The following is a 13,851-nucleotide window of genomic DNA, read 5'->3' as shown; positions in this document are numbered from 1 at the left end:
CTCCGGGCTGTCTCACCGGAGCAGGTAGATCAACGGGAAAATGACGACCCACAACAGATCCACCATGTGCCAGAAGCAGGCACCCGATTCGGCCGCGGCGAGCCTGATGTTTCCCGCGACCGGCAGCTGTGCGGTCCGGAACAGGTGGACCAGCACGCAGAGGCCGACGAGGACGTGCACGAGGTGCAGTCCGGTGAGCACGTAATAGAGGTGATAGAAGTCGTTGGTGTAGGGAGTGTTCCCCTGTGCCGCTTCGGCGTGCCATTCCACTGCCTTGAGCACCACGAAAGCCGCCCCGCACGCCATCGCCGCCATCAGCGCCCTCGACGCCGCGCGCCTGGCCCCGGCCTTGATCGCGCGCATGCCGATGACGACGAACGCCGAGCTGACCAACAGGATGACCGTGTTCGCGAAGCCGATATCGTGCAACATCGTCTGTTGCGACCTGTCGAACACGTCGGGCTGCCGACGACGGTAAATGACGTACATGCAGAACAGCAGCCCGAAAACAGCCAGGTCGCCATAGATGAATACCCAGATGCCGATTTCGCCCGGGACCCGCTTCGCCGGTCTTCCTGGATGCTCGCGTCGTGCTGCGGCGCCTTTCGCAGTGCTGACCGCCGTCTGGCCGTCGATCGTCATCGCGCCACCACCGGTTCCTCGGCCGCGGCGACCTCAGGCCGCGATCCGCGCTCTCGCGCCGCGTCTCGGTTCATCTGCTTGTGCATGACCACGGACAAGGCGATCGTGAAAGTGGTGTACGCCCCCGCGAGGACATAGAAGGCCAGCAGCCCGTCATAGGCGAACGGGCCGGTCTTGAAGAAGGCCAGCATGCCACCGGGGAACATCAACAGTGCGCACCACAGGCAGAAGTACCCCACCCAGCGCGGGAACACCGGCGTATCGCGCTTGTCGCTGAAAACGACGATGGCGAGCACGACCATGAACGCGGCGAACGGAGAATACGGGTATTCCGCGGCGAACCAGAACGCGTCGTTGATCAGCCGGGTGATCTCCGGCGGCACTTCCCCGGCCCGATACGCGCCGAAACCCAGCAGAACCGGGCAGGACAACGTGATCAAGAACATCGCCGACGCGAAGATCGTCAACGTGTACGTCAGGAAAGGCGACGAGGTCTCCACGGACCGGCACTCCGCGATGACCACTCCCGCCCAGTTGGCCCACAACGCAATGGACACGATGGCGACAAAGGCCGCGACGAGGATCCCAGTCTGATTTCCGGCGTATACCTCGGCTATCCGTTCAGCCGGCCACGAAGGTCTCGGCGGCGGCACCATCCGCGCCAGTAGGACGAGCGCGGCGACAAAGGGAGCCAGGGACAATGGCCCTGACCAGATGAACCATTTCTTAACCGTCGGACTGATCTGACTCGAACCCATTCACTGGTCCTCTCCAGCGGCGAGCGACATTGCCCGCGACGCCGCCCCGCGCTGCTCGAGAACGATTTGCCGGGAAGCATCGCCGACCGCAGGCGAATGTTAGGTACGCCACTGCCGCCCGGTCGATCCGCTGCGCGCAGGATTCATCCGGCTCGCGCAGAGAATCTCCGCCGTCCGCAGTGGACCGTCCCCGGCGAGTCCGGCAGGCGGTGAGATCCCGCGTCCCGGCAGCATGCGCGTTTTGTTCAAGAACGGCCCTCCCTCCGGCCCGTAGCGTCATCTCCGTGATCGACCAGACCTCGCGAGACGTCCTCCGGTGCCATTCGGTCGCCGACGTCGTCCAAGCCTTGGATTACGCGGCTGCCACCGGGCGGCGCGTGGTGCCGCGCGGTGGCGGGCATTGCTTCGTTGACCGGTGCCCGGCCGACGGGATCGTGGCGGATCTGTCCGGAATGGACCGGATCATGGTCGACGAGAGTGGCATCGCGACGATCGGGGCGGGCGCTCGGCTCGGCCCGGTGTACGCGGCACTGCATGAGCGCGGCCGGACGATTCCCGCCGGGTGCGGCGACACCGTCGGCATCGCTGGGCTGACGCTCGGCGGCGGCATCGGGCTGCTCGGCCGCCAGTACGGGCTGACCTGCGACCGGCTCGTCGGCGCGCAGGTGGTGCTCGCCGACCGGAGCGTCGTGGAGTGCTCCGAGCACCGGGAAACCGACCTGTTTTGGGCGTTGCGCGGCGCGGGCGGCGGGCAGTTCGGGATCGTCACGGAGTTGCGGTTCGCGACGGTGCCGGAGCCGTCGGTCTGCCGGATCGAAGGGAACTGGACGGACGGAAACGTCGTCCAGGCCTGGCAGGACTGGGCACCTGACGCCCCGGACGGGCTGACCGTGAACCTCGCCGTCCAAGCGGGACGCGTGACGCTCTTCGGCATCTCCACCTTGCCGCCCGCGGAGACGGAGGGGCTGCTCCGGGAGTTCACCGCGCGGGCCGGTGTTCTGTATGCAATAGACATCCGACTGGATGTTCCCTACAGCATGGTGAAGCCGACATTCAGCGTGGTGGATCCCGCCCCGGAAACCCGCCGCTTCCGGTCGGAGTTCTTCGCGCGCACGCTGTCCGAGCGGACCGCGGGCGAGCTTCTCCGGGGTCTCGGCGGGAACCGGCGGCTGGCGTTCACCGCGATGGGCGGGGCGTACAACCGGGTCGCGGAGGAGGACACCGCGTTCGCCCACCGGGGCGAGCGGTACTTGCTGGAGCAGGCCGGCGACCCGGGCGATCCGTGGGTGGACGAGGCGTGGACCGTCGCGCACGCGGAGGCGTCCGGCCGGGTTTATCCGAACTTTCCCGATCTCGCGCTCGAGGATCCGAGCCGCGCGTATCACGCGGGCAACCGCGCCAGGCTCGCCGAGGTCAAGAAAAACGTCGACCCGCAGCGCCTTTTCGACTTTCCCCAGGCTCTCTGAGCGACTACTAAGGAGCGTCATGAACAAAGTGTTCAGTGCCCTGTCCGTTTCGGTGGACGGGTACATCAGCGGCCGCCGCGAGAAAGGGGCGGACGAGGTCGGGAGCGGGCTCGGCGACGCCGGGGCGCTGTTCGACTGGTACTTCACCGGCGACACGCCCAGCAAGGTCTTCGACGGGTTCAAGCTTTCCGAGCCCAGCGCCCAGGTTTTCGACTCGCTCGCAGCGCGCGTCGGGGCGACCGTCGTCGGGCACGCGACGTACGACCACTCAAGCCACTTCGGCGGTAGTGGTCCGCATCCGACCGCTCCCCTGTTCGTGGTCAGCCACCAGCCGGTGCCGGAACTGAGCGAGGCGCAGACCCAGGCGACCAGCGTCGAAGAGGCCGTCAAAGGCGCGCGGGCGGCGGCCGGCGACAAGGACGTCGCGCTCATGGGCGGCGTTCTGGTCACCGAGGCGATCAAGGCCGGGCTGGTCGACGAAGTCGTGCTCCACCAGGTGCCGATCCTGCTGGGCGGCGGGCGGAGCTTCTTCGGCGAACTGCCCGAACACGTGCGGCTGCGGCTGGTCGAGGCCGTCCCTGCACCCGGCGTCACCCACCTTCACTACGAAATCCTCCGCTGAAAGGAATCCCCATGCTGAACCCCGAAGTCCGCCGTGTCCTCGACGGCACCCCGATCGCCCACCTCGCGACCGTGCTCCCGGACGGGTCGCCGCACGTCGTCCCGGTGTGGATCGGCACGCGCGGCGACCGGATCGTCTTCCTGACCGGCCCGGACAGCCGCAAGGCCCGCAACCTCCGCCGCGACCCCCGGGTGGCGATTTCCCTTACCCCGCCGGACAATCCGTTCGAGCCGATCATCATCCGCGGCCGGGTGGCCGAATGGATCGAGGGCGACCCCGCGTGGGAGATCGTCGACGAGGTGGCGAAGAAGTACATCGGACAGCCGTACACACGCGAGCAGGTGCGCGTCGTCGGCCTGATCGAGCCGGAGACGCAGTCGGTGGGGATGTAGTCAGAAGGCGACCGACGCGGCCGTTTCCCGTTGCGACTCAAGGACGTTCAGTCGTTCGGTCAGTGCATTGTGGACGGCTTCGTAGGTGTCCGAACCAAGAGAGAGCCGCAACGGCGGGTCCGGCCGGAGGGTCGTCTCGTAGAGCAGCGCGGCGATCTTGGCCGGGTCGCCGGGGAGGTCTCTGTCGTCGAGGGATTCGAGGTATCGGCGGGTCCGGCCGACCGCGCTGTCGCGATAGGGAGCCGTTTCGGCGGTGTAGCGCAGCGCGGACGCGAAGCCGGTCCGGGTCCCGCCGAGCTGTGCCAGTGTCAGGTGGACGCCGAACTCGGCGACCTCCCGGCTGACGCTCTCGGTGTACCCCTCCAGACCCCACTTCCCCGCGTGGTACGCGCTGTGCGTCGGCGAGCCGATCTGCCCGCCCATGCTGGAGATCTGGAGGATCCGGCCGCCGCCCCGCTCGCGCATCGGGCCGAGGAACGCGCGGGTGATCAGGATCGGGGCGAGCAGCAGCACCTCGATCTGGTCCCGGATCTGCTCCGGCGTCATCTCCTCGGCCGCGCCCACGACGGCATAGCCCGCGTTGTTCACGACCACGTCCACCGGCCGCCGCTGCAACGTCCGCTCGACCACGGCGGCGACGTCGGCCGGACGGGTCAGGTCGAGCTTTTCCACGGTGAGCCGCGGCGACTCCGGCAGGACGTCCGGCCGCCGGACCGTCGCGGTGACGTGGTCCCCGCGCCGGAGCGCCTCCTCGACCAGGTGGCGGCCCAGACCGCCGGAAGCGCCGGTGACGAACCAATGCCGTGCGGGCATGACGGGATCCTCCAGGGGTAAGGTCAACCGGAATGCGTTCCGGTTCACGCTATCCGGAATGCATTCCGGATAGCAACCCCGGAGGAACCGATGCCCGACGCCCCGCGCCGCCCCCGCCGAGACGCGCTCGAGAACCGCGCCCGGCTCTTGGAAGTCGCCGCGAAGGCCTTCGCCGCGGAAGGCCTCGACGCGGCGCCGGCAGCGATCGCCAAGCAGGCCGGGGTCGGCGTCGGCACGCTCTACCGGCACTTCCCGACCCGCGAAGCCCTGATCGACGCCGCCTACCGGCATCGGCTCGCGGTGGTCTGCGAACAGGCATCGACGCTCCTCGCGCAGCACCCGGCCGCGGAAGCGCTGCGGGAGTGGCTGACGCATTTCCTCGCCTATGTCAGCGCGAAGCACGGGATGTCCGAAGCGCTCAACGCGGTGATCGCGTCCGGCGTCGATCCTTACTCGGACAGCCGGAAGCTGCTCGTCGACGCTGTCAGCGAGCTCCTGTCCGCAGGCGCAGCGGACGGCACGCTCCGGGACGACGTGCGCGCCGACGACGTGCTGGTGCTGATCGGCGGGATCGCGTATTCCGCGCAGCACTGCGAAGAACCGCAAACGCAGCGGTTGATCGGCCTGGTGCTGGACTCGCTCGCCCGCTGATCACCGGCCGACGAGCGGACGCGTGCCAGGCCGCAGTTGAGCCACCCCGCCGCCTCGTCGGCATACCAGCGCGTTCTTGCTCGCCCGCAGAATCACCGGCCCACCAGCGGACGCGTACCAGGCGGCAACTGCGCCACCCCGCCGCCCAGGTACTGCACCACCGCCTCCTGCAACGCCCGCACCGCGCGCGGCTGTTCGACATCCCGCCGATACGCCAGCCGCACCACCCGGCTGAGTCCGGGCGAGGTGAATTGCGTGCGGCGGAACCGGTCCCCGACCACGGTGCTCGGCACGACCGCCAAGCCCAGTCCGGCCTGGACCAGTTCCAGCACCGCGTCCATCTCGCCGCCTTCGATGGCGAACAGCGGGTCGAAACCCTCCGCGCGGCAAGCGGCCACGGTCGCCTCGCGCAGGTCGTAGCCCTGCCGGAACATCACCAGCGGCCGGTCCCGCAGCGCCGCGATCGGCATCCGGCCGCGCACCGGCGCGGGCGCGTCCTTCGGCGAGATCACCACCAGGTCCTCGACGAACAGCGCGCGGCTCTCCAGCCGGGGATCGTCGTGGACGCGGCTGTCCACGATCATCGCCAGGTCCAGCCCGCCTTCCGACAGCGCGGTCTGCAGGTCCCGCGAGCCGCTTTCGTGCAGCACCAGCTCGATCCCGGGATAGTCCCGGCGGAACGCGGCGAGCATCGCGGGCAGCAGGCCGGTGCACAGGCTCGGCGTCGCGCCCAGCCGCACCCGGCCGCGGCCCAGTTCGTCCAGTTCCCGGATGGCCCGGTACGCCGTCTCGGTCTCGGCGAGGATCCGGCGCGCGATCGGCAGCAACGTCTCCCCCGCTTCGGTGAGCGTGACGTTCCCGCGGATCCGGTGGAACAGCCCCGCGCCGACATCCCGTTCCAGTGCGCGAATCTGCTGCGACAGTGAGGGCTGCGCCACACGCATCTGTTCCGCGGCGCGAGTGAAATGCCGCGTCTCGGCCACTGCCAGGAAATACGCCAGCTGCTGGAACTGCATGACCGTCATCATAGGTGCTGCCTATCCTGTCGAGAGAAATCATGTGTTTGCCCTCTCGTCAGCGCCGACTTACCGTCGGTTCCGTGGCACTCGCACCCGCTCCGCCCCGCCGTCGCCCGGCGCTCGTGACGTTCTGGCGTTCGACGATCGGCAAGAAAGTCGTCATGGCCGTCACCGGCCTGATCTTCGTCGCGTTCCTGTTCGTGCACATGGCCGGGAACCTCAAGGTTTTCCTGGGACCGCAGCATTTCGACGACTACGCGGCCTGGCTGCGCACCATCGGCGAACCGGTGCTGCAGAACGCCTGGTACCTCTCGATCCAGCGGGTCGTGCTGCTGATCGCGTTGGTGCTGCACGTGGTCGCGGCGGTGCAACTGTCCAAACGGGACCGGCAAGCGCGTCCGGTCAAGTACGCGCACGGACAGCGGCGCAAGGCCAGTTTCGCGACGCACACCATGCGCTGGGGCGGCGCGACGCTCGCGCTCTACATCGTGTGGCACATCCTGGACCTCACCGTCGGCGTGGCCAACCAGGACTTCCGCGACGGCCAGCCGTACCACAACATCGTCGCGGACTTCCAGGTCTGGTGGGTCAACCTGATCTACATCGTCGCGCTGCTCATGCTCGGCCTGCACATCAACCACGGCTTCTGGAGCGCGGCGCAAACGCTGGGCATCACCAGCAAAACCCGCGACCGGGCGCTCAAAACCGCCGGGTTCGTCCTCGCCGTCGTGATCACCGGCGGCTTCCTGATCGTGCCGATCGCCGTGATGGCGGGATGGGTGGCCTGACATGAGCGAATACACGCTCGGCGAGCCGATCGCCGACACGCAAGCGCCGGATGGCCCGATCGCGGACCGCTGGGACAGCCGCCGCTTCGGCGCGAAGCTGGTCAACCCGGCCAACCGGCGGCGGCACCGGGTGATCGTGGTGGGCACCGGTCTCGCCGGGGCGTCCGCCGGAGCGACGCTCGCCGAACAGGGCTACCACGTGGTCCAGTTCTGTTTCCAGGACTCGCCGCGACGCGCGCACTCGGTGGCGGCGCAGGGCGGGATCAACGCGGCGAAGAACTACCGCAACGACGGCGATTCGGTCTACCGGCTCTTCTACGACACGGTGAAGGGCGGCGACTTCCGTTCCAGGGAGTCCAATGTGTACCGGCTGGCGCAGGTGTCCACGCAGATCATCGACCAGGCGGTGGCCCAGGGCGTGCCGTTCGCCCGGGAGTACGGCGGGCTGCTCGACACCCGCTCGTTCGGCGGCGTCCAGGTGCAGCGCACGTTCTACGCGCGCGGCCAGACCGGGCAGCAACTGCTACTCGGCGCGTACCAGGCGCTGGCGCGGCAGATCGACGCCGGCGGCGTGGAGATGCACCCGCGGACGGAGATGCTGGACCTGATCGTGTCCGACGGCAAGGCGCGCGGGATCGTCGCGCGCGACCTGGTCACCGGTGAGGTGACCACGCATCTCGCGGACGCCGTCGTGCTCGCGACCGGCGGCTACGGCAACGTCTTCTACTTGTCCACCAACGCGAAAGGCTCCAACGCCACCGCGATCTGGCGGGCGCACAAGCGCGGCGCGTACTTCGCGAACCCGTGCTTCACGCAGATTCACCCGACCTGCATCCCGCGTTCGGGCGAACATCAGTCGAAGCTGACGCTGATGAGCGAGTCGCTGCGCAACGACGGCCGGATCTGGGTGCCGAAGCAGCCGCAGGACCCGCGTCCGCCGCAGGAGATCCCGGAGTCCGAACGGGACTACTACCTGGAGCGGATGTACCCGAGCTTCGGCAACCTGGTGCCGCGCGACATCGCGTCGCGGGCCGCGAAGAACGTCTGCGACGCCGGGTTCGGCGTCGGTCCCGGCGGGCTCGGCGTGTACCTGGACTTCGCGGACGCGATCGAGCGGATGGGCCGCCCGGCGGTGGAAGCCAAGTACGGCAACCTGTTCGACATGTACGAGCGGATCACCGCGGAGAACCCGTACGAGGTCCCGATGCGGATCTACCCGGCGATCCACTACACGATGGGCGGGCTGTGGGTCGACTACGACCTGCAGAGCACGGTGCCCGGCCTGTTCGTGATCGGCGAGGCCAACTTCTCCGACCACGGCGCGAACCGGCTCGGCGCGTCCGCGCTGATGCAGGGTCTCGCCGACGGCTACTTCGTGCTCCCGGCCACGCTCAACGACTACATCGCCCGCGGCAGCTTCCCCGCGCTCGACCCGGCGGATCCCGCGGTCGCGCAAGCGGAAACCGCGGTGCGCGACCGGCTGGAACGGCTGCTGTCGGTGCGCGGCACCCGCAGCGTCGACTCGTTCCACCGCGAACTGGGCCACCTGATGTGGGACCACTGCGGGATGTCCCGGTCCGCCGAAGGCCTGCGGAAAGCGCTCGACCGCATTCCGGAGCTGCGCGCCGAATTCTGGCGGGACGTCCGCGTCCCGGGGACCGGAGCGGAACTGAACCAGGAACTCGAGAAGGCCGGCCGCGTCGCCGATTTCCTCGAACTCGCCGAATTGCTGCTGCTCGACGCACTGGTGCGCGAGGAATCGTGCGGCGGCCATTTCCGCGAGGAACACCAAACCGAAGACGGCGAGGCGCAGCGCGACGACGAGCGGTTCTCGTACGTCTCAGCCTGGGAGCACGGCGAAAAGCCGGTACTGCACCAGGAAATCCTGAACTTCGAGCACGTCCACCCCACCCAGCGGAGCTACACGTGAAACTCACCCTGCGGGTCTGGCGCCAGTCCGGCCCGGACGACGACGGCAGGCTGGTCGACTACCCGGTCGACGACGCCAGCCCGGACATGTCGTTCCTGGAACTTCTCGACGTCCTCAACCAGCACCTCATCGAGGACGGCGCCGAGCCGATCGCGTTCGACCACGACTGCCGCGAGGGCATCTGCGGTTCGTGCGGCGTGGTGATCAACGGCCGGGCGCACGGCCCGGAACGCACCACGACCTGCCAGCTGCACCTGCGCTCGTTCCGCGACGGCGATGTGCTGGACGTGGAACCGTGGCGCGCCAAGGGTTTCCCGGTGATCAAGGACCTGGTGGTCGACCGATCGGCGTTCGACCGGATCATCGAGGCGGGCGGCTACGTCACCGCCCCGACCGGCAGCGCACCGGAAGCGCACGCGACGCCGGTGCCGAAGCCGGACGCGGACCTCGCCTTCGACAACGCCACCTGCATCGGCTGCGGCGCGTGCGTCGCGGCCTGCCCGAACGGGTCGGCGATGCTGTTCACCTCGGCAAAGGTGGCACACCTGAACTCGCTGCCGCAGGGCCAGCCGGAACGCGCTCAACGCGTGCTCGACATGGTGGAAACCATGGACTCAGCCGACTTCGGCGGCTGCACCAACACCGGCGAATGCGTCGCCTCCTGCCCCAAAGGCATCCCGCTGACCAGCATCGCGAACCTCAACCGCGAATTCCTCAAAGCCAGCCGCTCACGACGATAACCAGACGCGCGCGGCCGCCTCCCGTCCGGAACGGCTCCGGCGGGAGACAGCCGCGGCGCGGGCAGGTCAGGACTTCCTGCCCCGCTTGGTGTCGTCGTCGATGTCGATCCGCTCCTTGCGGACCTTGCCCTGGACGGTCTGCTCCTCGGTGACCTGCTCGGTGCCCAGGCGCACCCGCTCCACCGGCACGGTTTCCTTCTGCACCACCGGTTTCTCGGCGTGCAGCACGACGTCCTGCTCAGCCTCGCCGATCTCGGTCCGGCCCGCCGCCTTGGCGTCGGTGATCGGCTCGCGCTCCACGCGGACCTCCTCGTGCGTGACCGGCACGGTCACCTGCTCGTCCTCGGTCACCACGTACTTGCGCAGCCGGACGTGGCCGGTTTCGACCTGTTCGGTGCCGACCCGCAGGTGTTCCTCGGACCGCACCACTTCGCCGGCGCCGGACGCGTCGTGCCGCCCGCCCCTGGCGGCGTGCTCGGCGGTCGGGCGTCCCTTGGCCTGGGTGGTGTCCCGGCCGGTCGGCCGCGTCGTGCCCGCGACACCGCCTGCCGCACCGCCAGCCGCACCACCGGCTGCCGCGTCGCGGCCGCGGTCCCGCATGTTCTCGCCGTTCCCCGCGCGCGGAGCAGGCAGGCCGTAGTACTTGTACAGCTCGACGCTTTCCTTTTCGGAGAGATGGCCCTCGGCGTCGATGCGCGGCGCGTCGGACACCTGGTCCTTCGCGACCTGGACGTGCAGGCCGTCGCTCTCCATGTCCGCGCCCGAGAGCGGCACGAAGCTCTCCTTCTGGCCGAACAGCCCGGTTTTCACCGTCACCCACTCCGGCCGCCTGGTGTCGTCGGCGAGATAAACCGTGCCCACCTTGCCGATCTTGCTGCCGGAATTGTCCATCACGGTGCTGTCGACGAGGTCCTGCGGCTGCATTGCGCGTACCATGGATCCACTCCATTTCCCGAATCGGAATTTCTCCTCCGCGTCCCACTCTCCGGCTGGTCACAGCCCCGCGCAAGCGTCATACCCCTCAGCCGAGCGACCCCGTTTCGTGTCAGTTTGCCGACCGGAATCAGCGGGTACTTCCGTCGTAAGAGGACCGTTCTCACGGGCGCGGCGGAATGGGCGCGAATTGTTCGCCCACCAGGGAAATAATAGCCGCCGCCGAATTCCGGAAGAGGCACGCGGCCCGCGGGGATTCGCCTGCGCGAAAACCGGATGCGACCCGCCGGGCCGGTCGGCTAGGCTTCCGGCCATGGGTGCCTTTTTCTCCGCCTGCGCGTTGACTCGCCTGCGCAACGCCTGAGCGCCGGACGCACACCGCTCCGTCGCGCTCTCCCGTTGTCCGTCCGGGCTGCCTGTCCTGGCGCCCGGGTCGCTTCCTCACGCGCGGAGTACGCACCCTTATGTCTGCCCGACCCTTCGGCGGACGGCACGAGCTCGGCCAGAACTTCCTGGCCGACCCCGCCGTCATCGCCGCTGTCTGCACTGCCGCCGCCCGCACCACCAGCCCTCTCGTGGAACTCGCCGCGGGCGACGGCGCGCTGACCGTCCCGCTCAGCCGCACCGGCCGCCCGCTCACCGCGGTCGAACTCGACCCCCGCCGCCTCGCCCGGCGCACCGGCGACCACGTCGAGGTCGTCCACGGCGACCTCCTCCGGCACCGGCTGCCCGACGTTCCGCACACCGTCGTCGGCAACCTTCCTTTCCACCTCACCACCGCGGCCCTGCGCCGGTTGTTCCGGCAGCCGCACTGGGAACTCGCGGTGCTGCTGGTGCAATGGGAAGTCGCCCGCCGCCGCGCCGGGATCGGCGGCGCCTCCCAGATGACCGCCGCCTGGTGGCCGTGGTTCGAGTTCGCCGTCCCCGCCCGGGTCCCGGCGCACGCCTTCCGTCCTCGCCCGGCCGTGGACGGCGGGATCCTCGTGATCACCCGCCGCCCGGAACCGCTCGTCACCGGCCAGGCGGAGTACCAGGAGTTCGTCCGCGAAGTCTTCACCGGACGCGGCCGCGGGCTCGGCGGGATCCTGCCCCGCACCGGCCGCCTCAGCGTCCGCGCGGCACGGACTTGGCTTGCCCGGCAACGGCTGTCGCCGCAAACACTCCCCCGCGACCTGACCGCCGGGCAATGGGCGTCGCTGTGGGAGCTGGCTCGGTGACACGGGCGCCGTGGCTTCGCTCTCGTTGGAGGTGCGTGAGGGCCACCCTGAGGGAATCTGGTTCCCTCAGGGTGGCCCTCACGTACCTCGGCGTTGCGCGCCGGGCTCGTCGGCCTGCATCGATTGACCCGATGCAGGGCAGCGAAAAGCTCTGCTTTCCCGCACCCCGTGAGCTGGTGATAGTGAACGGAAGCGACGAAAGGCGGTTCCGGGAATGAACCACGGCGACTGGGTGCACGAGGCCGCGCGACTGCGGCCCCGCACAGCGGCCTTTGTGGACGGTGACTGGCTCGAAGCCAAGTCCGGCAAGACTTTCGCCGACGTCAACCCCGCCACCGGGCACCCAGTCGCGCACGTGGCCGAATGCGGCCGGGACGAGATCGACGCCGCGGTCGCCGCCGCGCGACGCGCGTTCGAGAACGGCCGCTGGTCCCGGCTCGCGGCGGCCGAGCGCAAGAAACGGCTGCTGAAGCTGGCCGAGCTGATCACGGCGCACGGACCGGAACTGGCGCTCTGCGACACCCTGGACGTCGGCCGGCCGATCTCGGACACGTTCGGCCAGGACGTGCCCGCGACCGCCGAATGCTTCGCCTGGTACGCCGAAGCGCTCGACAAACGCTACGACGAGGTCGCGCCCACCCCTCCGGGCAATTTCGCGGCGATCCGGCGGGTGCCGCTCGGAGTGGTAGGCGCGGTCGTGCCGTGGAACTTCCCGCTCGACATCGCCGGGTGGAAACTCGCCCCGGCGCTGGCCGCGGGCAACAGCGTCGTCCTCAAGCCGGCCGAGCAGTCGCCGCTGTCCGCGCTGCGGCTGGGAGAATTGGCCGCGGAGGCGGGGATTCCGGACGGGGTGCTCAACGTCGTGCCCGGCTTCGGCGAAACCGCGGGGCAGGCGCTGGGAAGGCATCCGGACGTCGACGTCCTCGCCTTCACCGGATCGACGCCGGTCGGCGGGCTGTTCCTGCGCTACGCCGGGGAGTCGAACCTCAAGCAGGTCTGGCTCGAATGCGGCGGCAAAAGCCCGGTCGTGGTGTTCGCCGACGCCGACCTCGGCGCCGCGGCGGATCTGGTCGCGTTCGGGTTCTGCGCGAACTCCGGCCAGGTCTGTTCGGCCACGACCCGCCTGCTCGTCGAGGCATCGGCGGCGGACGAATTCCTCGCCCGGCTGCGGGAGAAGGTCGGCGAGTGGGTGCCCGGGGATCCGCTGGACCCGGCCACGAAACTGGGTCCGATGATCGACGAGAACGCCGCGTCGCGGGTGCTGGCTGCCGTCGAGGCAAGCAGCGGAACCGTCCTCGCGGGCGGCACGCGTCGCGGCGCGTTCCTGGACCCGACCGTCGTCACCGGCCTGGCCGCCGACGATCCGCTGGTCACCGACGAGTTGTTCGGGCCGGTGCTCGCCACGCTCCCGTTCGAGACCGAAGCCGAAGCGATCCGCCTCGCCAACGACACCCCGTACGGCCTCGCCGCGTCCGTCTGGACCCGCGACCTCGCCCGCGCGCACCGCGTCTCCGACGGAATCCACGCCGGGACCGTCTCGGTGAACACAGTGGACGCGCTCAGCACCGCGACCCCGTTCGGCGGCTTCAAGCAGTCCGGCTTCGGCCGCGACCTCTCCCTGCGCTCATTCGACAAGTACACCGGCCTCAAGACGGTCTGGACGGCCTACGCCTGACCGAGGTCGCGTCCGGTTTCCACAGCCAGGTACCCGAGCAGCAGCTCGCGTGTCCTGGCTGCGGACAGGCTCGTGTTGCGCCCGGCGAGATGCAGGCCGTAAGCGTCCTCGAGGGCCACCGCGTTCACCGCGATGTCCTCAGCACCGCGACCCCGTTCGGCGGCTTCAAGCAGTCCGGCTTCGGCCGCGACCTTTCCCTGCACTC

Annotated in this window: 15 protein-coding genes; 9 read left to right on the top strand and 6 right to left on the bottom strand. The window is 69.2% G+C overall.

Features of this window, described 5'->3' with window-relative positions:
- Positions 1 to 12: 12 nt before the first annotated feature.
- Together FKO37_RS25040 and FKO37_RS25035 are read right to left on the bottom strand one after the other, a co-directional pair.
- Positions 13 to 642, bottom strand: coding sequence for a cytochrome c oxidase subunit 3 (locus tag FKO37_RS25040; RefSeq protein WP_238605957.1), 630 nt, complete (start codon positions 640 to 642; stop codon positions 13 to 15).
- Positions 639 to 1,199, bottom strand: coding sequence for a hypothetical protein (locus FKO37_RS25035; protein WP_238605956.1), 561 nt, complete (start codon positions 1,197 to 1,199; stop codon positions 639 to 641). The genes FKO37_RS25040 and FKO37_RS25035 overlap by 4 nt, the downstream gene beginning before the upstream one ends.
- A gap of 485 nt (positions 1,200 to 1,684) precedes the next feature.
- Between FKO37_RS25035 and FKO37_RS25030 the strand changes: the two genes are divergently transcribed.
- The 3 genes from FKO37_RS25030 to FKO37_RS25020 are packed head-to-tail and all read left to right on the top strand — an operon-like array spanning position 1,685 to position 3,880.
- A complete protein-coding gene (locus FKO37_RS25030) occupies positions 1,685 to 2,866 on the top strand; it encodes an FAD-binding oxidoreductase (RefSeq protein WP_238605955.1) in 1,182 nt (393 codons plus the stop codon).
- Between the two features lie 19 nt (positions 2,867 to 2,885).
- Positions 2,886 to 3,488 carry a dihydrofolate reductase family protein gene (locus FKO37_RS25025; RefSeq protein ID WP_238605954.1) on the top strand — a complete coding sequence of 201 codons (603 nt, stop codon included), beginning with the start codon at positions 2,886 to 2,888 and terminating at the stop codon, positions 3,486 to 3,488.
- Positions 3,489 to 3,499: 11 nt separating this feature from the next.
- Positions 3,500 to 3,880, top strand: coding sequence for a PPOX class F420-dependent oxidoreductase (locus tag FKO37_RS25020; protein WP_037805805.1), 381 nt, complete (start codon positions 3,500 to 3,502; stop codon positions 3,878 to 3,880).
- On the opposite strand, the gene FKO37_RS25015 is transcribed toward FKO37_RS25020, so the two are convergent.
- The gene (locus FKO37_RS25015; RefSeq protein ID WP_238605953.1) at positions 3,881 to 4,693 is read right to left on the bottom strand and encodes an SDR family NAD(P)-dependent oxidoreductase; all 813 of its coding nucleotides are present in this window, start codon (positions 4,691 to 4,693) and stop codon (positions 3,881 to 3,883) included. It lies immediately after the preceding gene.
- A 90-nt stretch (positions 4,694 to 4,783) separates the two neighbouring features.
- On the opposite strand from FKO37_RS25015, the gene FKO37_RS25010 reads away from it, so the two are divergent.
- Positions 4,784 to 5,344, top strand: coding sequence for a TetR/AcrR family transcriptional regulator (locus FKO37_RS25010; RefSeq protein ID WP_238605952.1), 561 nt, complete (start codon positions 4,784 to 4,786; stop codon positions 5,342 to 5,344).
- A gap of 92 nt (positions 5,345 to 5,436) precedes the next feature.
- Here the strand turns inward: FKO37_RS25010 and FKO37_RS25005 are convergent, their stop codons facing one another.
- On the bottom strand, positions 5,437 to 6,360 hold the full coding sequence (locus FKO37_RS25005) for a LysR family transcriptional regulator (RefSeq protein ID WP_134661579.1): 924 nt from the start codon (positions 6,358 to 6,360) through the stop codon (positions 5,437 to 5,439).
- Between the two features lie 83 nt (positions 6,361 to 6,443).
- Here FKO37_RS25005 and FKO37_RS25000 point away from each other — a divergent pair, with 83 nt between their 5' ends.
- From FKO37_RS25000 to FKO37_RS24990, 3 genes are read left to right on the top strand one after another with little or no spacing between them, the layout of a single operon-like run.
- A complete protein-coding gene (locus tag FKO37_RS25000) occupies positions 6,444 to 7,151 on the top strand; it encodes a succinate dehydrogenase cytochrome b subunit (RefSeq protein WP_238605951.1) in 708 nt (235 codons plus the stop codon).
- Between the two features lies 1 nt (position 7,152).
- Positions 7,153 to 9,081, top strand: a complete 1,929-nt coding sequence (locus tag FKO37_RS24995) for a fumarate reductase/succinate dehydrogenase flavoprotein subunit (protein WP_238605950.1) — start codon at positions 7,153 to 7,155, stop codon at positions 9,079 to 9,081.
- Complete coding sequence (locus tag FKO37_RS24990) at positions 9,078 to 9,821, top strand: succinate dehydrogenase/fumarate reductase iron-sulfur subunit (protein ID WP_238605949.1); 744 nt, start codon at positions 9,078 to 9,080, stop codon at positions 9,819 to 9,821. Before FKO37_RS24995 ends, FKO37_RS24990 begins: the two co-directional genes overlap by 4 nt.
- Positions 9,822 to 9,887: 66 nt before the next feature.
- On the opposite strand, the gene FKO37_RS24985 is transcribed toward FKO37_RS24990, so the two are convergent.
- Positions 9,888 to 10,757: a DUF2382 domain-containing protein gene (locus tag FKO37_RS24985; protein ID WP_238605948.1), complete on the bottom strand. Its 870-nt coding sequence runs from the start codon at positions 10,755 to 10,757 to the stop codon at positions 9,888 to 9,890.
- 461 nt (positions 10,758 to 11,218) lie between these two features.
- Between FKO37_RS24985 and erm the strand changes: the two genes are divergently transcribed.
- The gene (gene erm, locus FKO37_RS24980; protein ID WP_238605947.1) at positions 11,219 to 11,971 is read left to right on the top strand and encodes a 23S ribosomal RNA methyltransferase Erm; all 753 of its coding nucleotides are present in this window, start codon (positions 11,219 to 11,221) and stop codon (positions 11,969 to 11,971) included.
- A 214-nt stretch (positions 11,972 to 12,185) separates the two neighbouring features.
- The gene (locus tag FKO37_RS24975; protein ID WP_238605946.1) at positions 12,186 to 13,646 is read left to right on the top strand and encodes an aldehyde dehydrogenase family protein; all 1,461 of its coding nucleotides are present in this window, start codon (positions 12,186 to 12,188) and stop codon (positions 13,644 to 13,646) included.
- Here the strand turns inward: FKO37_RS24975 and FKO37_RS24970 are convergent.
- Positions 13,637 to 13,849, bottom strand: coding sequence for a hypothetical protein (locus FKO37_RS24970; RefSeq protein WP_238605945.1), 213 nt, complete (start codon positions 13,847 to 13,849; stop codon positions 13,637 to 13,639). The two genes, FKO37_RS24975 and FKO37_RS24970, sit on opposite strands and share 10 nt — an antisense overlap.
- Positions 13,850 to 13,851 lie beyond the last annotated feature (2 nt).

It is taken from the genome of Amycolatopsis sp. Poz14 (assembly GCF_006704225.1).
GTDB lineage: Bacteria > Actinomycetota > Actinomycetes > Mycobacteriales > Pseudonocardiaceae > Amycolatopsis > Amycolatopsis nivea.
Note: the sequence above shows the minus strand (reverse complement) of the source record. Positions and strands in the feature narration are given on the sequence as shown.